We start from the raw sequence: 21131 nt of genomic DNA on the forward strand, positions 1-21131 counted from the left end.
GATTCAGGAGTTCGCGTTGACACTTCGTATTGGATTACCGCAATGGCAGCACGCGCAATGGAAACAATTCGGTATTGAGACCTTAGCCGACTACGCGCAGCTGTTTGGTTGTGTGGAAGGTAATACCACGTTGTATGCGCTGCCAAAGCCGGAAGTGGTGCTGCGCTGGCGCGATATGACGCACGACGATTTCCGTTTCTGCTTTAAGTTTCCAGATAGCATCAGCCACAAAGCGGCGCTGCGCGACTGCGATGAGTTGCTGAATGAGTTTTTTCGTCTGCTCGATCCGCTGAGCACGCGTATTGGTCAATATTGGCTGCAGCTGCCGGCGGCGTTTTCACCGGCTCAGCTCGGCGATTTGTGGTCTTTTCTCGATAGTTTGCCGCGCAATTTCCGCTATGGCGTCGAGGTGCGGCATCAGGCATTTTTCGCCAAAGGTGATGCTGAACGCGCGCTGAATCGCGGTTTGCTGGAGCGTCAAATTAATCGGGTGATGCTGGATAGTCGTCCGGTGCATGCCTCCACCTCACAGTCGGCCGCAGCGGTGCACGCCCGATCGCAAAAGCCGCGTGTGCCGCTGCATGTGGTGCGTACCGGTGCGCAACCGATGGTGCGTTTCATTGGCAGTGATAGCGTGGCGGAGAGCGTGCCGCTGTTTCAGCCGTGGCACAGCAAGCTGCAAGCGTGGCAGCGGGATAGCGATCCGCTGCTGTTTATCCATACGCCGGATATGGGCGAGGTGTTTCCGCTGCTTCAGGCGTTGTGGCCACAGTTGCAGCAGCTGGAACCAACCTTACGCGATCTGCCCGACTGGCCGCAGCAATCGAGCCTGTTCTAGACGCAACGCAAAGGGTGCAGCCTGCCCGCGTTTCTGCCAAAATAGCGCCCTTTCCGTTTTCTCTCCGGACCTTTTCATTATGTCTGATCGCGATACGCTATTTTCCGCGCCCATCGATAAGCTGGGCGACTGGACCTTTGACGAGCGCGTAGCTGAAGTTTTTCCCGATATGATTCAGCGCTCGGTGCCGGGTTATTCCAACATCATTTCGATGATTGGCATGCTGGCAGAACGCTTCGTTCAGCCGAATAGCCAGGTTTACGATCTCGGCTGTTCACTGGGTGCCGCCACGCTGTCGGTACGCCGCAATATTCATGTGCCCGGTTGCCAGATTATTGCCGTGGATAATTCACCGGCGATGGTGGAGCGCTGCCGTCGCCATATCGACGCCTTCCGCGCGGATACGCCGGTGCAGGTGATCGAAGCAGATATTCAGGATATCCACATTGAGAACGCCTCGTTGGTGGTGCTGAACTTTACCCTGCAATTCCTTGAGCCACCGGCACGTCTCGAGCTGCTAAAGAAGATTGTTAACGGATTGAATCCGGGCGGCGCGCTGGTGTTGTCGGAGAAGTTCAGTTTTGAAGATGCCGATGTCGGCGAGTTGCTGTTTAACATGCATCACGATTTCAAACGCGCTAACGGTTACAGCGAGCTGGAGATCAGCCAGAAACGCAGCATGCTGGAGAATGTGATGCTGACCGATAGCGTTGAAGCGCACAAAGCGCGCCTGAAAACCGCCGGGTTCCAACATGCGGAGTTGTGGTTCCAGTGCTTTAACTTTGGTTCGTTGGTGGCGTTGAAATGATTGAGTTTGGCCGTTTTTATCAGCAGATTGCCACCGGCCCGCTCGCCAGTTGGCTGGAAGTGTTACCGGCGCAAGTCGCCGCATGGCAGCGTGAAAATTTGCACGGTAAATTCCGCGACTGGGAGAAGTCAGTTGATTATTTGCCACTGCTGACGCCGCAGAAGCTGGATTTATTGCACAGCGTGAGCGCGGATGTTGAGGATCTGACCGATCGTCAGCGTCTGGGCATTGAGAATCTGTTACGCAATTTGATGCCGTGGCGCAAAGGTCCTTATTCGCTGTACGGTACCGAGATCGATACCGAATGGCGTTCCGACTGGAAATGGGATCGCGTGTTGCCGCACATTTCGCCGTTGCAGCACCGTACGGTGTTGGATGTTGGCTGCGGTAGCGGCTATCACATGTGGCGCATGATTGGCGCGGGCGCCAAACTGGTGGTCGGCATCGATCCAATGCAGCTGTTTTTGTGTCAGTTCGAAGCGGTGCGTAAGCTGTTGGGTGACGATCGTCGTGCGCATTTGCTGCCGCTGGGCATTGAGCAACTGCCGGCGTTACAAGCGTTTGATACCGTGTTTTCCATGGGCGTGCTTTATCACCGCCGTTCGCCGCTCGACCACTTGATGCAGCTGAAAAATCAGTTAGTCAGTGACGGCGAGCTGGTGCTGGAGACGCTGGTGATTGAAGGTGATGAAAACGCGGTGTTGGTGCCGGGTGAGCGTTATGCGCAGATGCGTAACGTCTACTTTATCCCTTCTGCGGCGGCGCTGAAGAGCTGGCTGGAGAAGTGCGGATTTGTCGATGTGCGCATCGCGGATTACGCGGTGACGTCCGTGGAAGAGCAGCGTCGCACCAGCTGGATGACCAGCGAGTCGCTGGCCGAGTTTCTTGATCCGCATGACAGCAGCAAAACCGTGGAAGGTTATCCCGCCCCGCTGCGCGCCGTGCTAGTCGCGCGCAAGCCGTAATGTTTAACGCCGCGATAGCGCCAGCTTCGCGGCGAAGCCAATAAACACGCAGCCCGTCAGGCGATCCATCACTTTCAGCACCGCTGGGCGACGCAAATGCGCCGCAAAGTATTGGCTGCTGCCAATTAGCACCGCATTCCACAACAAACCAATCACCATGTGCGTGAGCGCCATCAGCGTACACCACAGTGGCACCGACGCGCCCGCCGGAATAAACTGCGCCAGAAAGGTCACGTAGAATACGCCGACTTTAGGATTTAACAGGTTACCAAAGAGTCCGCGCGTGAAGCAGGCAACATAGCTTTGCTCTTTACTCTGCGCTTGCTGCCCTCCTTCCGCTTGGGTGCGTGGGTTGATGAGTAATTTGACGCCGAGATACAGCAAATAGGCTGCACCGATCCATTTCAGTAGGTTATACGCCATTTCTGAAGCCAGCAGCAGCGCACCCAATCCCAAACCCACAGCAACGCCCCACACCAGGCAACCCAGCGTAACGCCAAATGCCGTAACCCAGGCACGTTTCCAGCCTTGCGCGGCGGCGGAACGCAGCACTAATGCAGTATCAAAACCGGGCGTGAGTGTGAGGATGGTGATGGCGAAAAGGAAAGATAAAATTAGTGTCATGCGATGTTCTCAATTGCTCCGGTGCGTTTCAGGCTGAAAACAAGGGCCGCTGCGTAAAGGCGTCGTGGACACATCCCTGTGGACTCTGCCGCCGCATCCATGCGGCGGAAGCTTTACTTCGCGGCCCTTGTTTCCAGCCTTTATGTGGGTTTTGTGGGTTTTGTTCGTTTTGCTTTAATCTTGTGCGGCGGTTTCGTTGGGTGCGTTCCAGTATTGGTATTTATAAGCGGAGCTGAGATGGCGTTCAATGGTGCCTTTGGCGAACACTTCGGTTTCATGCAGATAACTGAGCGTGCAGTTGCCCACTTCATCCCACAGCTGACACTCATCCACCGAGCGCAGCGTGCTGACTGGCGTGGTTGCGGTGCTGTTCAAACGCAGTTCTCGCCACTGGTTATCATAGCTATAAGTATCTTTGCTGCGCGCGCTGGTGGATGATGTTACCAATCCTTGTGGATTCCAGCGCCAGCTGCTTTCGCCGTTGGTCATATTATCGCTGCCGCGCGCCACGCTTTTTTCCACTCTGAACTGTTTGTCATAGCGATAAGTGGTATCGGTAAAGCCATCTTTGCCCATGCTGGTGAATTTATCGGATGAGCTGACAATGTTGCCATGCTGGCCGATTTGCCAGCTGATGGTGCCCTGGCGGTTGTCGACCACTTCCTCTTGCCCTGCTTTGATCACTTTAACCATGTAGGCATATTCCGCCACCCAGCCGCGTTGAACGCGGGCGATATGCTGTTCCATCGTCAATAGAATATTGCCTTCATTTTTGTCGTAGGAGATATCGGCCACCATCAAATCGCCGCACTGATCAAACTGGCCGAGTACGCGCTTTTGCGAGTTCACATCTTTGCCAAATTCGCCCGCCACCACCTGACGCACCGCGCCTTTGGCATCGCCGCCCAGCATGATCCAGTTGTTGCTGCTGGTGATGTTTTTGCTCATCGGCGGACACGCGGTGCTGACCGCCAGCGCGACGCCGCAGTACGGGAGTAGCAGCATTAAAACGGTATAAGGGATGGATTTCATGAAGGTTATCCGTACGAAGCCATAGAGTAATCAAAGCATCATTTACGCGATCACGCTATCTCCGCGGAAACTGCAGATAAAAAGAACCCCAGTTAGAAGAACTGGGGTTGGTACTTGCAAACATCACGTCATTTGAGCTGGCGTGCTGCGCGGCAAAATCGGGGGGAATTCAGGCTACCCTGACGGCGCTCAACTGCGTCATGCTTTTCATGGCTTCAACCACATCACCATCAACGCAATAGCGACTGAATTCATCGGTTTCCGCTTCGGAGCACATGGAAACACCGGCTTTACGGTAGCGCATCGGCGAAGCGACTAAACGGCTGGCGGAGCTGTGGACTTCCTGCAATCCACTGTCGATGAACTTCTGGATGTTGCTCAAACGTACGCCCGCACCGGCCATAATAATCGGACCTGTGCTGTGTTCATTTAGTTCCCTTAATAATGCAATTCCTGCTTCGGCACTCTGTTGCTGACCAGACGTCAGGATCCGCGCGATGCCTAAATCAGCCAGCACCTCAAGTGAGCGTTTCGGGCTGTGGCATAAATCAAAGGCGCGATGGAAGGTGACGTCCATGCCGTCACACAGCTTCATAATCTGCTGCATACGAGCAATATCGACATGCGCATCTTCATCCAGCATGCCAATCACTAAGCCGGGAAAACCGAGTTCACGCATTAGCGCAACGTCCGATTTCATCGACTCAAACTCAAAGTGGGTGTAGCAAAAATCGCCGCCGCGCGGACGGACGATAGGATGTACCGGGATCGAAATTTCACGTCGTGCCGCTTCCAGCACGCCGGCTGAAGGCGTCAACCCACCTTCGCGCGGTGCACTGCACAGCTCCACGCGATCGGCACCGGACAGCTGCGCAGTCATTGCGCAGTCGATGCCGTAGCAACAAATTTCCAGTTTCGTCATACCATGCTCCTTCTCATGACTTCTGGCTCGGGATGAATGCTTCAGTTAGTCTACTTAATTGGACAGTTTACGTGGAACTCGCACTATGGCATTCGATTTTAATCAATGGATAGACCGTCGTCACAGCGATAGTTTGAAATGGCACAAATATGGTGATCGCGATGTGCTGCCGCTCTGGGTCGCAGACAGCGATTTTCGTTCGCCGCCGAGTGTGATTGAGGCCATTAAACAGCGCGCTGAGCACGGTGTATTTGGCTATGGCGCAACGCCAACCGGATTGATTGATATCACCCTTTCGCGTTTAGCGCAGCGCTACAACTGGCAGATTGAGCCGGACTGGATTGTGTTATTACCCGGCGTGGTGTGCGGTTTGAATCTTTCGGTCCGCGCATTCACGGAGTCTGGCGAATCCACCGTTTCCCCGACGCCGATCTATCCGCCGTTTCGCGGTGCAGCAAAGCTGGCCGACCGCGCACAGGTAAATTTACCGCTGCGTTTACAAGACGATCGCTGGGTGATGAATCTGGATAATAGCGCGATGCAGGGCAATGAACGCCTGCTGATGCTGTGTAATCCGCAGAATCCGGGCGGTACGGTTTATCGTCGTGACGAGCTGGAAGCGCAGCTGGCGTTTGCGCAGCAGCATGATTTGATCGTCTGCTCCGATGAAATCCACTGCGATTTATTGCTGTCACCCGGCGCACAGCACATTCCCTTTGCTACGTTAAGTGAAGATGCCGCACAGCGCAGCATCACGCTGCTGTCGCCATCGAAAACCTTCAATATTGCCGGATTGGGCGCGTCGCTGGCGATCATTCCCAATCCGGAGTTGCGTGCGCGGTTCAAACGCGTGCGTGAAGGTATCGTGCCTGGCGTGGATATTCTGGCGCTGGTGGCAGCCGAAGCGGCGTGGCGCGATGGCGATGCATGGCTGGCAGCGCAGCTGGATTATCTGCGCGCCAATCGCGACTGGCTGGTGGCGCAGGTGAATGCACTGCCAGAATTGCAGATGGCCGCGCCGGAGGCGACCTATTTGGGATGGATCGACGCCAGCAAACTGGATGTCGCCAATCCGATGGCGTATTTCGAGCAGCACGGCCTCGGTTTTTCGCCGGGCCACGATTTTGGCGATGATAATTTCGTGCGCTTCAACTTTGGCTGTACGCGCGCCACGCTGGAACAGGCGGTCACGCGTTTGCAAAAAGCGGTCGCGGCGCGGCGTTAAGCCTGCTCACTGGCGACAATCTCTTCCAGTCGCCATGGATGAAACTTAATGGTGGTTTGCCCGTCCGTCACCGCCAGCGTCGGATTGGGCAACCGCTCGTTCTCGCCTTTGGGCGCGCTGGTTTTAAACGAGATGCCCGGCTGTGTCAGCGCATCATCAGAAAGCAGCGCCATCGCCCGCATGCCCAGCGTTTCCGGTTCTCCACGCAGTACAATCTCTACATGTTCCCACCCTTCGTGGCGATACAGCTTTTCGCCTGGCCACGGCAGTTCAATCACATCAATTTGCCAGCCCGCCAGGTTCAGTGGCTGATGCAGTTTGAACAGGCAAATCGGGCGACCATTGATCATTGCCTCGGAAAACTGTGTGCCCATCTGCAATAAGCCAGATTTCCAGCGTTCTGCTGTTGCAAACTGGTGGCAGCGCACCGCGACGTGATCGGCTTCATGTTCAGCCAGGTTAATGCCTAAACGCTCAGAAAAATTCATCAGCGATTGTTCAAAACGCGCCATGTCTTGTTTTAAATCATCCAATTCCACAGGAAAGTGGGTCTGCATCATGCCTTACCTCTAATTCAGTTCAGGTTTACTAATCAATATGAAATTTGCTAACCGTTGATTCCGCTTGACAAAATTGTCGGATTCATCCGATTTAGTCGCCAAAAAGGCTAAAAACCGCATAAATAGACCATTCATTTCAGATTTATCACCTAATCAGGTCCAGCAGTTACTTTATGAAAGTAGGTTAAGTATATGTTTTTAATCATAATAGTTAATACAATGAGATAAATCTTATTTAAATTGCAAACAATTGCAGCTTGAAACCCTTTCTTATAAATTTGGGTTTCACAACTACAAGGAACGGCCTTATGTCTATGCTCATTGTTGTCGCAGTCCTGATTGCATTAATGGGATTTGCAATTTCCCGCCATTGGAAGGTGCGTGAAGACAAAAGCGTTAAAAATCCTCGTCGTCACCCGCGGCGCCGTTAATCGGCGCTGGGGGCCCGATGTTGCCTGTCATCAGATACCGAATAGCTGACTCACTTTAACATTTCACGTATACTTCCCCTCTTATTTTTCCGTCCCGCCGCGCAGTTGCGGGATGACGACATCGGCTCGCCGCCTACAGGCGGGCCTTTTCAGCATATGAAGGTAACGCGGTGAATATTCAGGCTCTTCTTTCCGACAAAGTCAGTCAGGCAATGATTGCGGCGGGTGCGCCTGCCGATTGCGAACCCCAGGTTCGCCAGTCTGCGAAGGTACAGTTCGGTGATTACCAGGCAAACGGTATGATGGCCGTAGCGAAAAAGCTCGGTCAGGCACCGCGACAACTGGCTGAGCAGGTGATTCAGCATCTGGATCTTAACGGCATCGCCAGCAAAGTCGAAATCGCCGGTCCCGGTTTTATCAATATCTTCCTCGATCGTGCATGGCTGGCGGCGCAAACCGCGCAGGCGCTGCAGCTGCCGCGTCTTGGCGTGAGTGCGGTTGCGCCACAAACTGTCGTGGTGGATTACTCCGCGCCTAACGTAGCGAAGCAGATGCACGTCGGTCACGTCCGCTCCACCATCATTGGTGATGCCGCAGTGCGTACGCTGGAGTTCCTTGGCCATAACGTGATCCGCGCCAACCACGTCGGCGACTGGGGCACGCAGTTCGGTATGCTGATTGCCTATCTGGAAAAGCAGCAGAACGAACATCACGAAGAGATCGCACTGGCTGACCTGGAAGCTTTCTACCGCGAAGCCAAAGTGACCTACGATGCCGACGAAGCCTTCGCCGAGCGCGCGCGTAATTACGTGGTGAAGCTGCAGGGTGGCGACGAATATTGCCGCAGCATGTGGAAGAAGCTGGTTGATATCACTATGAGCCAGAATCAGCAGGTGTATGACCGCCTTAACGTGACGCTGACGCGCAAAGATGTGATGGGTGAAAGCCTGTACAACGACATGCTGCCGGGCATCGTCGCCGATCTGCGCGAAAAAGGCCTGGCGGTGACCAGCGAAGGCGCCACGGTGGTTTTCCTTGATGAGTTCAAAAACAAGGAAGGCGAACCGATGGGCGTGATCATTCAGAAGAAAGATGGCGGCTATCTCTACACCACCACCGACATCGCCTGCGCCAAATACCGTTTCGAAACCCTGCATGCCGATCGCGTGCTCTATTACATCGATTCCCGTCAGCACCAGCATCTGCAGCAGGCGTGGACCATCGTGCGTAAAGCCGGTTACGTGCCGGAATCGGTACCGCTTGAGCATCACGCCTTCGGCATGATGCTGGGTAAAGATGGTCGTCCATTTAAAACCCGCAGCGGCGGCACTATTCGCCTCGCCGATTTGCTGGATGAAGCGGTTGAACGCGCGCATGCGTTGGTCAGCGAAAAGAATCCAGAGATGTCAGCGCAAGAGTTGAAGGATCTGTCGGAAGTGGTCGGCATCGGCGCAGTGAAATACGCTGACCTATCAAAAAGCCGCACCACCGATTACATCTTCGACTGGGACAACATGCTGGCCTTCGAAGGCAACACGGCGCCTTACATGCAATACGCCTACACGCGCGTGCTGTCGGTGTTCCGTAAAGCCGGCATTGATGCCGATAGCCTGAGCGGTGACATCGTGCTGACTGAAGAGCGTGAAGCGCAGTTGGCTACGCGTCTGCTGCAGTTCGAAGAAGTGATAACGCAGGTCGCGCGCGACGGTACGCCACATGTGATGTGTGCTTATCTGTACGATCTGGCCGGTCAGTTCTCCGGCTTCTACGAACATTGCCCAATTCTCTCCGCCGAGGACGAGAACATCCGTCAAAGCCGCCTGCAGCTGGCCGCGTTAACCGCGAAAACGCTGAAGCAAGGTCTGGATACGCTGGGCATTAAAACCGTCGAACGCATGTAATACCTCTGGCGGAGAGCGCCACAAACGGCTCTCCGCTTGCTTTCCCCCTTTTTTCCCCTCTGACAAAATTCTGCTCTTCAGCCCGCTCTGAATAGCGCTGCTGCCGTGCCCAATACCCGCCATTCTTCAGCCTCAATACGCTTTCTCATTTTTCCGACACAGCTCACCAAATAAACAAAACTCATACCTTCATAACCATTTTATGGCAGACAAACTCGTACGCCATCCCTAATTTGGTTATGGAAGCAAGAACACAAAAACATGCAACAAGCTGTTTTAACAGCTAAAAACTATAAAACTTATCCCCTGCAATCGGGTTAAAGTGATGCCCCCGGCCAATGTCAGGGCAGAATAAAATCTCAACCCGATAACGTTATTAATAAAAAAATCAGAGCGTATCCTATGAGCAATCACGACATTATCGATGTAAAAGGCTGGATCGACGCCCGCCCGATCACCGGATACCAGTGGCTGACCCTCAGCCTGTGTTTCATCATCATCATGTTTGATGGCTACGATGCGGCAGCGATGGGTTTCATTGCGCCCGCGTTGATTGAAGACTGGGGCATCAGCCATGCAGAAATGGGGCCGATTCTCGGTGCCGCGATGTTTGGCGTGGCGATTGGCGCGCTAATTGCCGGTCCGTGGTCCGACAAATTTGGCCGCAAACGCGTGCTGCTGCTGTCAATTGCCGTCTTCGCCTGCTTCAGCCTGATGAGCGCCTTCGCGCGCACGCCGCTGGAAATGGGTGTGTTACGTTTTCTCACCGGTCTCGGTCTCGGTGCGGTGATGCCCAACTGCGTCACGCTGGTATCGGAATATATGCCGGAACGCCGTCGCAGCCTGATGATCACCGTGATGTACAGCGGATTTAATATCGGTTCCGGATTGGGCGGATTCATTGCCGCCGGCATGCTGCCACACTTTGGCTGGCAAGCGGTGCTGGGTTTAGGGGGCTTGCTGCCGCTGCTGATGTTGCCGCTGCTGCTGTGGCTGCTGCCGGAATCGGCGATGTATATGGTGGTGCGCAAAGTCAGTCGCGACAAGATTGCCGCCGTGCTCAAACGTCTGGGCGGCGAATTCTCTGCTGGCACCGCCTTTGTGCTCAATGCGCCAATCATCCCGAAAAAGGCGCAGGTGCTGCAGCTGTTCAGCCGCGGCTATGCAGGCGGCACGGTGGTGTTATGGCTCACCTACTTCATGGGGCTATTCGTCATCTACCTGCTTAACGGCTGGCTGCCAACCATCCTGCGTTCTGGCGGCGTAACGCTGGAGCGCGCGGCGATTGTGGCGGGCTTATTCCAGCTGGGCGGCACCTTTGGCGGCCTGATGGTTGGTGGGCTGATGGACCGTTTCAAAGCGAAATATGTTATCGCCCTGTTCTATCTGCTGGGCAGCTTCTGCCTGGTGTCGCAGGGCATCTGGAGCTTTGGCCCGAATGTGCTGGCGCTGCTGGTGTTCTTCGCTGGCGTCTGCATCAACGGTGCGCAAACCGGATTGCAGGCCTTCTCCCCGGCCTTTTATCCCACCGAAATGCGCGCCACCGGCGTGTGCTGGATGCACGGCATTGGTCGCAGCGGCGCCATTATCAGCTCGTCGCTGGGCGGCGTGCTGCTCGGCGTGTTCCCTGGGCAAACAGCCATTTTTATCGTTTTGTCGCTCCCGGCAGTTTTGGCGGCACTTTCCATCACCCGACATCACCCTGCACAGGTGGCCCGTCAGGTTAAAGGCATCGACCTTAACGACCTGCCGTCCCTGTCGCGTACCCTCAATAATCGATGAAGTAGAGGTCAAAAAATTATGGCTAAAATCATAGGCGGTTTAGCGGTTTCCCATACGCCCACCATTGGCTTTGCGGTTGATCACAACAAGCAGCAGGAAGGCGCGTGGGCCCCGATTTTCGATGGCTTTGCCCCGATGCAGCGCTGGCTGGAGGAGAAAAAACCGGATGTGCTGCTGTATGTGTTTAACGATCACGTCACCTCCTTCTTTTTTGATCACTACTCGGCGTTTGTGCTGGGCATTGATGACGAATATGCCGTTGCGGATGAAGGCGGCGGCCCGCGCGATCTGCCGCCGGTAAAAGGCCATGCGGCGCTGTCACAGCATATTGGTGCCAGCCTGATGGCGGATGAGTTTGATATGTCATTCTTCCAGGACAAAGCGCTGGATCACGGCCTGTTTTCGCCGCTGTCGGCGCTGGCACCCTGGCAAGGCGGCTGGCCGATGCAGGTGGTTCCGCTGGCGGTCGGCGTGTTGCAGTTCCCGATCCCGACGGCGCGTCGCTGCTATAAACTCGGCCAGGCGCTGAAGCGCGCGGTAGAAAGTTTCCCGGAGGATCTGAACGTTGCGGTGGTCGCGACCGGCGGCGTTTCACATCAGGTACACGGCGAGCGCTGCGGCTTCAACAATCCCGAATGGGATGAGCAGTTTATCGATCTATTGATTAACGATCCCGAACGTCTGACCGAAATAACGCTGGCTGAATACGCCACGCTCGGCGGCCTGGAAGGTGCGGAAGTGATTATGTGGCTGATCATGCGCGGTGCGCTGTCGGCCAACGTCGAGAAACTGCATCAGGATTACTATCTGCCTTCGATGACCGGGATCGCCACGCTGATCCTCGAAAATCAGTCACGTGAAGCGCCGGTCGATGTGCACCAGCGTCAGCGCGATAAGATCAACCTGCAGCTCAGCGGCGTGGAAAAACTGCCCGGCACCTATCCGTTCACCCAGGCGCGCAGCCTGAAAGCGCTGCGCATCAACCGCTTCCTGCACCGCATGATTCAGCCAGAGTGGCGCAAGCGATTCCGCGAAGCTCCGCAGGCGCTGTATCAGGAAGCCGGGCTGAGCGCTGAAGAGCAAACGCTGATTACCCAGCTCGACTGGCGCGGCATGATCCATTACGGCGTCAGCTTCTTCCTGCTGGAAAAACTGGGTGCGGTGGTAGGCGTCTCTAACCTGCATATCTACTCAGCGATGCGCGGTGAAACGCTGGAACAGTTCCAGCAGACGCGCAATCAGCAGGTGCTCTATTCGGTGGCGGGGAAAGCAGACTGATGTTTACGCAACCGGTCATCGACTGCCATCACCACGTTTTTGATCCAGTAAACTTTCCCTGGGCGCCCGAGAGCGCCTATAACCCGGACGGACACGAGCTGGCGACGCCGGATTACTATCGCGCCGTGATGCAGGCCTACAACATTCGCCACTCGCTGATTGTTGGCCCGACGTCGGGCTATAACACCGATAACCGCTGCCTGCTGGATACCATCAAGCGCGGTGAGGGCCGTTTCAAGGGCATTGCCGTCACGCCGCGTGACGTGGAGAGCGACACGCTCGCCAGCCTGAAAGATCAAGGCATCGTCGGCATTGCGCTTAACGTGGCGATGCTGGGCACCGAGCCGTTTCTCCAGCTTGATGCCCTGATGGGCAGGCTGGCGGAGTTGGATCTCTTTGCCCAGATTCAGGTGCAAAACGATCAGCTACTGGCGCTGATGCCGCTGCTGTCACGCACCCGCACGCGTTTGCTGATCGATCACTCCGGTCGGCCTGACGTCAGCGCGGGCGTAGCACAACCAGCCTTTCAGGCGCTGCTATCGCTGGCCGGCCAGCAGCGCACCAGCGTCAAGCTCTCCGGGCTGGCGAAATTCTCCCGGCAGCCCTATCCCTTCAGCGATGGACATCCCTATTTGCTGGCCTTGCTGGACGCTTTCGGCGCGGAAAACTGCATGTGGGGATCGGACTGGCCTTTCCTGCGCGCCACTGAACGCATGGATATGGGCACGCAGCTGCTGCTGATCGAACAGCTGATCCCTGATGAAAAGAGCCGCCGTCAGGTGCTTTGGCACACGCCACAGCGGCTGTTTGGTTTTACTGAATTACAGGAGTCACGATGAGAACCATCTATGTACTGAACGGCCCGAACCTCAATCTGCTGGGCACCCGCGAGCCAGAAACCTACGGCTCCGATACGCTGCAAAGCGTGGAAGCGCTGTGCCGCGCAACGGCGGAAGAGCTGGGCGTGGCGATTGAGTTTCGCCAGACCAACCACGAAGGGGAAATGATTGAGTGGATTCAGCAGGCGCGTCTCGAAGCGCAGGCGCTGGTGATCAACCCGGCGGCGTGGACGCACACCTCGGTGGCGATCCGCGATGCGGTCACCGGCGTGGCGTTGCCGCTGTGGGAAGTGCACATCACCAACGTGCACAAGCGTGAGCCGTTCCGTCATCACTCCTATTTTTCCGACGTCGCACAAGGCGTGATCTGCGGCTACGGCATTCGCGGTTACCGCTATGCGTTGATGGAAGCGGCGCGCGCAGGTTGATTATTGGTCCTGTCCGCACACTTCACGCAGGCAGCGGATCAACGCATCCGCTGCCGGTGAGTGCAGACAGCCCGCACGCACCGTCAGCCCGATAGCGCGATCGGTATCCGGCAAAGGCACCGGCAACGCCACCAGCGCGCCGGACGCCAGTTCCACTTCCAGCTGGTGCGCGGAGACCGCCGCCAGCATATCCGACTGCATCAGCAAGCCGCGCACCAACGCCAGATCGCCGGTCTCCACCACCGGATCGGGTGCCGGAATGCCCATCGCCTGAAAACTGTTATTCAGCAGATAACGTGCCGGCGTGGCCGAACGCGGCAGCACCCAACGCGCCGCGCGCAGATCATCGGTAGAGAGCTCACGTCCCACCAGCGGATGATCGTGACGCGCCAGCAGCACCATGCGTTCGGAGAACAGCGTCTCGCGCGTGACGTCCAGCGCATCTTCATCGCGGCGCAGCGCGCCAAAAATAAAATCGATATCGCCCGCGCGCATTTCCGAGGCCAGCACGCCAAAGGCGCTTTCACTGGTGACCACGCGCACGCCCGGATAGCGCGCCGTCAGCATCACGATCGCCTGCGGCAGGATACGCGTGCGTCCCAGCGGCAATGCGCCCACGCGCACCGTTCCCTCAAGTATTCCGCTGCGGGCAGCAATATCGGCCGGAATATGGCGCAATTCATTCAGCGCACGCCGCACGTTGGCTTCGATTTCACGCCCGGCCAGCGAAGGCATCATGCCGTGCGGCGTGCGCTCCAGCAGCGCGATGCCCGCGCCGTTTTCCAGCACGCGCAGCGCGGCGCTCACCGCCGGCTGGCTCAGTCCGAGACGTGCCGCTACCGTCTGCATATGCCGCGTCTGGCACAGCGTGATAAAAATTTGCAGTCGACGCACGTTAAACAGCCACAGCGGTTCCGCATCGCTACGCTGCGCACCGCGTCCCTGCAATTTAGCCAGCCGCTGCGGCACCTGATGCAGTTCCTCAATCGCCCGCAGCGCACGCGGCAGCACACATTTACCGAAGTCAGTCAGCATCATGCCGCCGGCGTGACGTTCAAATAGCGTGACGCCTAAGGTGAGTTCCAGGTCGCGAATAGCGCGGGTAATGGCCGACTGGGTGCGAAATAATTCATCCGCTGCCCGTGAGACACTGCCTTGTGCTACCACCTGACTAAATGCCCTGATTTGCATCAAATTTGTCAGCTCCTGCGTGCCCTTTTCCGCCATCTTTCCCTGCCTGTTTTCACCACCGTTAGATGTCGCAATATAAATAAAACGCATACCCGCTGCAATGAAATGAATTATCGCCGCCAGGTGGGCAGTGACAGCATGGAAAAAAACAGCGGAGGAGTATGCCATGACTAACAACACCCCAAAAAAAACCGCGCTGGTGGTCAGCGCTCACTCAGCAGATTTCGTCTGGCGCGCCGGCGGTGCCATCGCGCTGCACCATGCGCAGGGCTATGACGTTCACGTTGTCTGCCTCTCATTTGGTGAGCGCGGCGAATCGGCCAAGCTGTGGCGCAAGGGGGAGATGAGCGAGGCGAAAGTCAAAGCCGCCCGCCGCAGCGAGGCGCAGGCCGCCGCAGAGATCCTCGGTGCCAGCATCGAATTTTTTGATCTCGGTGATTATCCGCTGCGTGCCGATAAAGAAACCCTGTTCCGCCTCGCGGACGTTTATCGCCGGGTGCAGCCGCACTTTGTTCTGACCCATTCCTTGCAGGATCCCTACAACTACGATCACCCGCTGGCCACGCATCTGGCGCAGGAGGCGCGCATTATCGCCCAGGCCGAAGGCTACCGTCCGGGCGAAAAAATCGTCGGTGCGCCGCCGGTGTACTGCTTCGAACCGCACCAGCCTGAACAGTGCAACTGGAAACCGGATGTGCTGCTGGATATCACCTCAGTGTGGGACAAAAAATATCAGGCGATTCAGTGCATGGCCGGGCAGGAACATCTGTGGGAATACTACACGCGCGTAGCGCAGCAGCGCGGTGTGCAGGCCAAGCGTAACGTCGGCATTACCACCAGCCGCGACATCATTTATGGCGAAGGTTATCAGAGCATCTTCCCGCGCGTAACGGAGGATCTGGCATGAGAATCATCGCGAAAAAAGGCGTCGCGGTGCGCCACATCCCGCGTGCGGCAGCCACGGATATCGACGCGCTGGCGCACTTTGGCGTCGCCACCGTGCATGAAGCGCAGGGGCGTAAAGGCTTGCTCGATCCCGCCCTTCGCCCGATTCAGCAGGATTGTGCCATCGCGGGCAGCGCGGTCACCGTGCTGGTCGCACCCGGCGATAACTGGATGTTTCACGTCGCGGTGGAGCTCTGTCAGCCGGGCGATGTGCTGGTGGTTGCGCCAACCTCGCCGTGCAGCGACGGCTTCTTCGGCGATCTGCTGGCGACCTCGCTGCAGGCGCGCGGCGTGCGCGGGCTGGTGGCGGATGTCGGTGTGCGCGATAGCCGCACGTTGCGTGAGATGGGCTTTGCCGTCTGGTCGCGTGCGGTATATGCGCAGGGCACGGTGAAAGAGACGCTCGGCTCGGTGAATGTGCCGCTGGTGTGTGCCGGGCAGCTGATCTGGCCGGGTGACGTTATCGTCGCCGATGACGACGGCGTGGTGGTGGTGGCACGCGATGAAGCTGCCAGCGTGGCGGCCAAAGCGCGTCAGCGTGAAGAGCTGGAAGAGAGCAAACGCCTGCGTTTAGCGGCCGGTGAGCTGGGCCTGGATATCTATCAGATGCGCCCGCGCCTGGCGGAAAAAGGACTGCGCTATCTCGACACGCTCGATCAACTGGAGGAGTAAACCATGCGCCAGCGTCGCATTCCCTGCTTACTGATGCGCGGCGGCACCTCCAAAGCCGCCTGCTTTCTGGCACAGGATCTGCCAGCCGAACCGGCGGCCCGCGATCGGGTACTGCTGGCGGTGATGGGTTCGCCCGATATCCGTCAAATTGACGGCCTCGGCGGGGCCGATCCGCTCACCAGCAAAGTGGCGATCGTCAGCGCTTCACACCGTGACGATGCCGATGTCGATTACCTGTTTGCCCAGGTCAACGTCGATCAAGCCCGCGTCGATTACGGGCAAAACTGCGGCAATATCCTCGCCGCCGTCGGGCCTTTCGCCGTCGAACGCGGGCTGGTCAAGGCAGGCAGCGAACGCACCCGTGTGCGCATTTTCATGCAGAACACCGGGCAGATTGCCGAGGCGGCGTTCGCCACGCCCGACGGTGAAGTCGACTATGACGGCGACTTACGCATTGATGGCGTACCGGGCAGCGCAGGCGAAATCGCCCTCACCTTCAAAGACATTGCCGGTTCGAGCTGTGGCGCGCTACTGCCAACCGGTCAGCCGCGCGATCGTTTTGATGGCATCGATGTCACCTGCATCGACAACGGCATGCCGGTGATCCTGGTGCGTGCAGAGGATGTCAATCGCAGTGGCTATGAAAGCCGCGACGCGTTAGATAACGACAGCGAGCTCAAGCAGCGGCTGGAGTCGATCCGCCTGCAGGCCGGGCCGCGGATGAATTTAGGGGATGTCAGCCAGCGTACGGTGCCCAAAGTCACGCTGCTGGCCGAAGCACGTCACGGTGGCGCCATCAGCTCACGCACCTTTATTCCACAACGCTGCCACGCCTCGATTGGCGTGCTTGGCGCGGTCAGCGTTGCCAGCGCCTGCCTGATCCCCGGCAGCGTCGCAGACGGACTGGCACGCACCAGCCAGCAACCTCAACAGCGGCTGAGCGTGGAACATCCCAGCGGTGAATTTAGCGTGCTGCTGCAGCGCGAAGGCGATAACCCGCTGGCGGGCTGCGGTCTGTTGCGCACCGCGCGTGCCATTTTCGCCGGTGAAGTCATGATTCCGGCGGCGGTCTGGCCTTCAACAAGGAGTAATTGATGAACATCACCTTTATCGGTTTTGGCGAAGCGGGCGGCATTCTTGCCCATGATTTAAAAGCGCAGGGCAATGCGGTGACGGTGTGGGATCGCAAAGCCCTCGCGGCAGAAACCCTGCCCGCGCTGCAGCAAAAAGCGCAGCAGAGCGGCGTGCGGCTGGCCGCTTCGCTGGCGGATGCATTACAGGACGCCGCGCTGGTGTTCTCCACCGTTACCGCGTCGCAGGCCCTCAACGTGGCGCAGCAGGCGGCAGCGCTGTTACAGGCCGGGCAGCACTTTCTCGATCTCAACTCGGTGGCACCGCACACCAAACGCGCCGCGGCTGAAGTGATTCACGCTGCGGGTGCCAGCTATATCGACGTGGCGGTGATGGCGCCGGTGCCGCCAAAGCGGCTGGCCACGCCGCTGCTGATTGGCGGCGCTCAGGCTGCACAGGTGCAGCCGCTGCTGCAACAGCTGGGTTTCCACAGCCGCCTGCTGGGTGGCGACGTGGGTGAAGCTTCAGCGATTAAGATGTGCCGCAGCGTGATGATCAAAGGCCTCGAGGCGCTGACCACCGAATGCCTGAGCGCGGCGCGTCAGTATGGCGTAGAGCAAGCGGTGCTCGACTCGCTGCACGCCAGTTTCCCGTCGCTGGGCTGGGACGATCAGCTGCCGCACTACCTGATTAGCCGCGTGGCGGAGCACGGCCAGCGACGCGCCGAAGAGATGCAGGAAGTGGTGAAAACGCTGCAGGACGTCAAGGTACCGGCCGCCATGAGCGCAGCGATTGTTGCCACGCAGCAAGGGCTGATTGATGCGTTAAACGCCCGCTCTCTGCGCTATCAACAACTGACGCCGTTCGTCTGGCAACAGACGCTGGATAAGATCTATCCACCTCAATGAGTTATATGCATAGAGGTATGCGTTTTGTTTATCGGCAATTGTTTACATTTTTGCTACAGCGTAGCGTAAGCGAGACGAGAAGCAGGTTTTAAAACAATAACTATCGGAAGCAAAACATGAAGATTAGAGCATCTGTCGCCCTTTCCCTGCTGCTGGCAGCGGGTATTAACCAGGCCAGCGCCGCCGCACTGGACGCCAGCCACACCAACCAGGTGATGACCAGTGTCAAAAACAGCATCAGCGCGCAGCACAGCACCGGCTGTGTAGCGGTGGTTGATGCCAGCGGTACGCTGCTGGCCTTCCAGCGCCTTGACGGCGCATCGCCGGGCTGCGTCGATGCCGCCATTGGTAAAGCGCGCACCTCGGCGCTGTATCACGCCCCTTCCCTGAAATTTATGCAGCGTCTGCAGAGCGGCGAAACCACGGTTCTCGCCATCCCGCATGCGGTGGCGCTCGGCGGCGGTTTCCCGCTCACGCTGCAGAATGAAGTGGTCGGCGCGGTTGGCGTCAGCACCCCCAAACAGGATCTGGATAATCAGGCTTCAGAGGCTGCCGCTCAGGCATTGAAATAACTTTCGGGGATTTCCATGATGACTCTTTCACGCCGCCGGTTGCTGACCGGCACGGCGGGCCTGTTGGTGGCTGGCGTCCTGACGCAGGCGCTCCCCGGCAGCCTGGCTTTCGCCTCGCCACCGCTGGCCGCCGCAGTGGCTCCGTCCGCCAGTTTTACTGCGATTTCCGTCCGATTAACCGGACTGGACCAGCCGGATGCCTTGCTGGCGCAGCGCCTCTACAGCTGGCTGCACGCACATTTCCCGCAGCTGGACAGCCAGCTTGATACGCTCAGCGCGCTACTGCAGCAGCAACCTGCCGCCAACGGCAGCAGCCTGCTGGCGCTGCTGAGTACCCAACCCAAAGCCCTCGACGATCTTTATCAGGCGCTGGTTTCCGGCTGGTATCTCGGCGTTGTCGGCCCGCTGCCGCGCCCGCAATGTATCGCTTTTGAGAATATCGTCAGCTACCAACTGGTGCGTGATTCCCTGTTACCACCGAGCTACGCGCCGGGGCAACCTAACTTCTGGACGCAGCCGCCTGCAAGGAGAGCACATGTCTGATTCATTAAGCGCCGATGTGGTGGTGATTGGCGCCGGCATTGCCGGTTCACTGGCGGCGCTGAAGATGGCCAAAGCAGGCGCTTCGGTTCTGATGCTGGAGTCCGGCCCGGAGATTAAGCGCGATCAGGCGGTGGAGTATTTCCGCAACTCGCCGTTTAAGGGTGACTTCACCGAACCTTATCCGCCGCAGCCATGGGCACCGCAACCAAAATTCATTCCCAGCGATAACAATTACCTGATTCAGAAAGGCCCGGATCCCTACCGCGCCCAATATCTGCGCGGCACCGGCGGCACCACATGGCACTGGGCTGGACAGGCGTTCCGCCTGTTGCCGAACGATATGCGCATTCAGTCGCTGTACGGCATTGGCCGCGACTGGCCGATCAGCTATGACGAGCTGGAACCCTATTACTGCGACGCCGAATACCAGATGGGCGTGTCCGGTGACAGCGATCTGGCTTCGCCGCGTTCGCGCCCTTATCCGTTACCGGGCATTCCGCTACCGTATGGCTTCGATCGTCTGAAGCAGCGACTCGGTCCGCTGGGTTATGAGGTGGGCATTGGTCCGCAGGCGCGTAACAGTGTCGCCTATGACGGTCGCCCGGCCTGCTGCGGCAACAACAACTGCATGCCGGTTTGCCCGATCGATGCGCAATACCACGGCGGCATCGCCGCGCGTAAGGCGCTGGATGCCGGTGTCAAAATCGTCACTAATGCGGTGGTGTTCCGCATTGAGGCTGACGACAAAGGCACCATTCAGGCGGTGCACTATCTCGATCAGAACAAAGCGCGCCATCGCGTCACTGGCAAACAGTTTGTCCTGACCGCCAACGGCATCGAAAGCCCGAAAATCCTGCTGCTCTCCACCAGCGATCGCTACCCGAACGGCATCGCCAACAGTTCCGGCATGGTGGGCCGCAATCTGATGGATCATCCAGGATCGTCGGTAGAGTTCTACGCCGATGAGCCGGTGTGGTTTGGCCGTGGGCCGATGCGTCCTGGCAGCATCAACAATATGCGCGACGGCGATTTCCGTGGTGAGCGCTCGGCGCTGCGTATCGACCTCGCCAACACCTCGCCGGTGCGTTATCTCACCGAACGTCTGGTGCGTCAGGGCTATTACGGCAAGGCGCTTAACGACAAGCTGGCCTTCCAGGCCGAGCGTTTTGTTCAGCTCAAGTGTCTGCTGGAGATGCTGCCGGAGCCGCAGAACCGCGTCACGCTGAGCAAAACCGAGAAGGATGCCTGGGGCATTCCCCGCCTCGAGGTTTACTACCGCTTCCCGGAATATGTGCATCGCGGCTATGACCAGTCGATGATCGACTTCCAGCGCATGGTGAAAGAGATGGGCGGCACCGAGGCGGTCTACAGCAAACGCGGCGTCTACGACAACAACCAACATATCACCGGTACCATGATCATGGGCAGCAATCCGCAGGATTCGGTGGTGGATGGTCACTGTCGCACCCACGATCACCCGAACCTGTTTATCGCCGGTACCGGTATTATGCCGTCGGCCTCGACGGTCAACTCAACGCTGACCGGAACCGCGCTGGCGCTGCGTATGGCCGATAGCGTTCTGGCAAGCTTGTAAGG

Annotated in this window: 22 protein-coding genes; 17 read left to right on the top strand and 5 right to left on the bottom strand. The window is 57.7% G+C overall.

Annotation, left to right across the window (positions count from 1 at the left end; genetic code table 11):
- Window positions 1-16 precede the first annotated feature (16 nt).
- The 3 genes from DEU53_RS05800 to cmoB all read left to right on the top strand — a co-directional run bounded on the left by DEU53_RS05800 (window position 17) and on the right by cmoB (window position 2611).
- A complete protein-coding gene (locus DEU53_RS05800; protein WP_110866312.1) occupies window positions 17-838 on the top strand; it encodes a DUF72 domain-containing protein in 822 nt (273 codons plus the stop codon).
- 79 nt (window positions 839-917) lie between these two features.
- Window positions 918-1646 carry a carboxy-S-adenosyl-L-methionine synthase CmoA gene (cmoA, locus tag DEU53_RS05805; RefSeq protein ID WP_110866313.1) on the top strand — a complete coding sequence of 243 codons (729 nt, stop codon included), beginning with the start codon at window positions 918-920 and terminating at the stop codon, window positions 1644-1646.
- Window positions 1643-2611: a tRNA 5-methoxyuridine(34)/uridine 5-oxyacetic acid(34) synthase CmoB gene (cmoB, locus tag DEU53_RS05810; RefSeq protein ID WP_110866314.1), complete on the top strand. Its 969-nt coding sequence runs from the start codon at window positions 1643-1645 to the stop codon at window positions 2609-2611. The genes cmoA and cmoB overlap by 4 nt, the downstream gene beginning before the upstream one ends.
- Before the next feature lie 3 nt (window positions 2612-2614).
- Here cmoB and DEU53_RS05815 read toward each other — a convergent pair whose 3' ends face one another.
- From DEU53_RS05815 to cutC, 3 genes are all read right to left on the bottom strand, one after another.
- A complete protein-coding gene (locus DEU53_RS05815; protein WP_110866315.1) occupies window positions 2615-3235 on the bottom strand; it encodes a LysE family translocator in 621 nt (206 codons plus the stop codon).
- Between the two features lie 174 nt (window positions 3236-3409).
- The gene (locus DEU53_RS05820) at window positions 3410-4267 is read right to left on the bottom strand and encodes a hypothetical protein (protein WP_110866316.1); all 858 of its coding nucleotides are present in this window, start codon (window positions 4265-4267) and stop codon (window positions 3410-3412) included.
- Between the two features lie 169 nt (window positions 4268-4436).
- On the bottom strand, window positions 4437-5189 hold the full coding sequence (cutC, locus tag DEU53_RS05825; protein WP_101764150.1) for a copper homeostasis protein CutC: 753 nt from the start codon (window positions 5187-5189) through the stop codon (window positions 4437-4439).
- 85 nt (window positions 5190-5274) lie between these two features.
- Between cutC and DEU53_RS05830 the strand changes: the two genes are divergently transcribed.
- Entirely contained in the window at window positions 5275-6414 is a 1140-nt protein-coding gene (locus DEU53_RS05830) for a MalY/PatB family protein (protein WP_110866317.1), read from the top strand.
- Here the strand turns inward: DEU53_RS05830 and DEU53_RS05835 are convergent.
- Window positions 6411-6971 (bottom strand): VOC family protein, encoded by a 561-nt coding sequence (locus DEU53_RS05835; RefSeq protein WP_110866318.1) that lies wholly within the window; start codon window positions 6969-6971, stop codon window positions 6411-6413. The two genes, DEU53_RS05830 and DEU53_RS05835, sit on opposite strands and share 4 nt — an antisense overlap.
- A gap of 311 nt (window positions 6972-7282) precedes the next feature.
- On the opposite strand from DEU53_RS05835, the gene DEU53_RS23265 reads away from it, so the two are divergent.
- The 6 genes from DEU53_RS23265 (at window position 7283) to aroQ (ending at window position 13633) form a co-directional block, all read left to right on the top strand.
- A complete protein-coding gene (locus tag DEU53_RS23265; RefSeq protein ID WP_007889544.1) occupies window positions 7283-7405 on the top strand; it encodes a hypothetical protein in 123 nt (40 codons plus the stop codon).
- A gap of 170 nt (window positions 7406-7575) precedes the next feature.
- On the top strand, window positions 7576-9306 hold the full coding sequence (gene argS, locus DEU53_RS05840) for an arginine--tRNA ligase (RefSeq protein ID WP_101764148.1): 1731 nt from the start codon (window positions 7576-7578) through the stop codon (window positions 9304-9306).
- 402 nt (window positions 9307-9708) lie between these two features.
- Window positions 9709-11088: an aromatic acid/H+ symport family MFS transporter gene (locus DEU53_RS05845; RefSeq protein WP_110866319.1), complete on the top strand. Its 1380-nt coding sequence runs from the start codon at window positions 9709-9711 to the stop codon at window positions 11086-11088.
- 18 nt (window positions 11089-11106) lie between these two features.
- Complete coding sequence (locus DEU53_RS05850; RefSeq protein WP_110866320.1) at window positions 11107-12366, top strand: gallate dioxygenase; 1260 nt, start codon at window positions 11107-11109, stop codon at window positions 12364-12366.
- Complete coding sequence (locus tag DEU53_RS05855; RefSeq protein WP_110866321.1) at window positions 12366-13205, top strand: amidohydrolase; 840 nt, start codon at window positions 12366-12368, stop codon at window positions 13203-13205. Before DEU53_RS05850 ends, DEU53_RS05855 begins: the two co-directional genes overlap by 1 nt.
- Window positions 13202-13633 carry a type II 3-dehydroquinate dehydratase gene (gene aroQ / locus DEU53_RS05860; protein ID WP_110866322.1) on the top strand — a complete coding sequence of 144 codons (432 nt, stop codon included), beginning with the start codon at window positions 13202-13204 and terminating at the stop codon, window positions 13631-13633. Before DEU53_RS05855 ends, aroQ begins: the two co-directional genes overlap by 4 nt.
- Here aroQ and DEU53_RS05865 read toward each other — a convergent pair whose 3' ends face one another.
- Complete coding sequence (locus DEU53_RS05865) at window positions 13634-14860, bottom strand: LysR family transcriptional regulator (protein ID WP_110866323.1); 1227 nt, start codon at window positions 14858-14860, stop codon at window positions 13634-13636.
- 130 nt (window positions 14861-14990) lie between these two features.
- On the opposite strand from DEU53_RS05865, the gene galB reads away from it, so the two are divergent.
- From galB to DEU53_RS05900, 7 genes are all read left to right on the top strand, one after another.
- On the top strand, window positions 14991-15731 hold the full coding sequence (gene galB, locus DEU53_RS05870) for a 4-oxalmesaconate hydratase (protein ID WP_110866324.1): 741 nt from the start codon (window positions 14991-14993) through the stop codon (window positions 15729-15731).
- A complete protein-coding gene (locus tag DEU53_RS05875) occupies window positions 15728-16441 on the top strand; it encodes a 4-carboxy-4-hydroxy-2-oxoadipate aldolase/oxaloacetate decarboxylase (RefSeq protein WP_110866325.1) in 714 nt (237 codons plus the stop codon). Before galB ends, DEU53_RS05875 begins: the two co-directional genes overlap by 4 nt.
- A gap of 3 nt (window positions 16442-16444) precedes the next feature.
- A complete protein-coding gene (locus tag DEU53_RS05880; protein WP_110866326.1) occupies window positions 16445-17536 on the top strand; it encodes a 4-oxalomesaconate tautomerase in 1092 nt (363 codons plus the stop codon).
- Window positions 17536-18420 (top strand): NAD(P)-dependent oxidoreductase, encoded by an 885-nt coding sequence (locus DEU53_RS05885; protein WP_110866327.1) that lies wholly within the window; start codon window positions 17536-17538, stop codon window positions 18418-18420. Before DEU53_RS05880 ends, DEU53_RS05885 begins: the two co-directional genes overlap by 1 nt.
- Before the next feature lie 116 nt (window positions 18421-18536).
- Window positions 18537-18992, top strand: coding sequence for a heme-binding protein (locus DEU53_RS05890; protein WP_110866328.1), 456 nt, complete (start codon window positions 18537-18539; stop codon window positions 18990-18992).
- Between the two features lie 15 nt (window positions 18993-19007).
- The gene (locus DEU53_RS05895) at window positions 19008-19535 is read left to right on the top strand and encodes a sugar dehydrogenase complex small subunit (protein WP_110866329.1); all 528 of its coding nucleotides are present in this window, start codon (window positions 19008-19010) and stop codon (window positions 19533-19535) included.
- Complete coding sequence (locus DEU53_RS05900) at window positions 19528-21129, top strand: GMC family oxidoreductase (RefSeq protein WP_110866330.1); 1602 nt, start codon at window positions 19528-19530, stop codon at window positions 21127-21129. The genes DEU53_RS05895 and DEU53_RS05900 overlap by 8 nt, the downstream gene beginning before the upstream one ends.
- The last annotated feature ends 2 nt before the right edge of the window (window positions 21130-21131 follow it).

The organism is Pantoea sp. AG1095, from assembly GCF_003208415.1.
Classification (GTDB): domain Bacteria; phylum Pseudomonadota; class Gammaproteobacteria; order Enterobacterales; family Enterobacteriaceae; genus Pantoea; species Pantoea leporis.

Excerpts from the sequence above, each read along its gene's own strand:
- DEU53_RS05900 (WP_110866330.1), top strand. The coding sequence starts at position 19,528 with ATGTCTGATTCATTAAGCGCCGATGTGGTGGTGATTGGCGCCGGCATT.
- DEU53_RS05850 (WP_110866320.1), top strand. The coding sequence starts at position 11,107 with ATGGCTAAAATCATAGGCGGTTTAGCGGTTTCCCATACGCCCACCATT.
- DEU53_RS05845 (WP_110866319.1), top strand. The coding sequence starts at position 9,709 with ATGAGCAATCACGACATTATCGATGTAAAAGGCTGGATCGACGCCCGC.
- DEU53_RS23265 (WP_007889544.1), top strand. The coding sequence starts at position 7,283 with ATGTCTATGCTCATTGTTGTCGCAGTCCTGATTGCATTAATGGGATTT.
- DEU53_RS05865 (WP_110866323.1), bottom strand. The coding sequence starts at position 14,860 with ATGGCGGAAAAGGGCACGCAGGAGCTGACAAATTTGATGCAAATCAGG.
- cmoA (WP_110866313.1), top strand. The coding sequence starts at position 918 with ATGTCTGATCGCGATACGCTATTTTCCGCGCCCATCGATAAGCTGGGC.
- DEU53_RS05830 (WP_110866317.1), top strand. The coding sequence starts at position 5,275 with ATGGCATTCGATTTTAATCAATGGATAGACCGTCGTCACAGCGATAGT.
- DEU53_RS05855 (WP_110866321.1), top strand. The coding sequence starts at position 12,366 with ATGTTTACGCAACCGGTCATCGACTGCCATCACCACGTTTTTGATCCA.
- DEU53_RS05875 (WP_110866325.1), top strand. The coding sequence starts at position 15,728 with ATGAGAATCATCGCGAAAAAAGGCGTCGCGGTGCGCCACATCCCGCGT.
- DEU53_RS05890 (WP_110866328.1), top strand. The coding sequence starts at position 18,537 with ATGAAGATTAGAGCATCTGTCGCCCTTTCCCTGCTGCTGGCAGCGGGT.
- DEU53_RS05820 (WP_110866316.1), bottom strand. The coding sequence starts at position 4,267 with ATGAAATCCATCCCTTATACCGTTTTAATGCTGCTACTCCCGTACTGC.
- DEU53_RS05885 (WP_110866327.1), top strand. The coding sequence starts at position 17,536 with ATGAACATCACCTTTATCGGTTTTGGCGAAGCGGGCGGCATTCTTGCC.
- DEU53_RS05895 (WP_110866329.1), top strand. The coding sequence starts at position 19,008 with ATGATGACTCTTTCACGCCGCCGGTTGCTGACCGGCACGGCGGGCCTG.
- DEU53_RS05880 (WP_110866326.1), top strand. The coding sequence starts at position 16,445 with ATGCGCCAGCGTCGCATTCCCTGCTTACTGATGCGCGGCGGCACCTCC.
- DEU53_RS05835 (WP_110866318.1), bottom strand. The coding sequence starts at position 6,971 with ATGCAGACCCACTTTCCTGTGGAATTGGATGATTTAAAACAAGACATG.
- cmoB (WP_110866314.1), top strand. The coding sequence starts at position 1,643 with ATGATTGAGTTTGGCCGTTTTTATCAGCAGATTGCCACCGGCCCGCTC.
- aroQ (WP_110866322.1), top strand. The coding sequence starts at position 13,202 with ATGAGAACCATCTATGTACTGAACGGCCCGAACCTCAATCTGCTGGGC.
- cutC (WP_101764150.1), bottom strand. The coding sequence starts at position 5,189 with ATGACGAAACTGGAAATTTGTTGCTACGGCATCGACTGCGCAATGACT.
- galB (WP_110866324.1), top strand. The coding sequence starts at position 14,991 with ATGACTAACAACACCCCAAAAAAAACCGCGCTGGTGGTCAGCGCTCAC.
- DEU53_RS05815 (WP_110866315.1), bottom strand. The coding sequence starts at position 3,235 with ATGACACTAATTTTATCTTTCCTTTTCGCCATCACCATCCTCACACTC.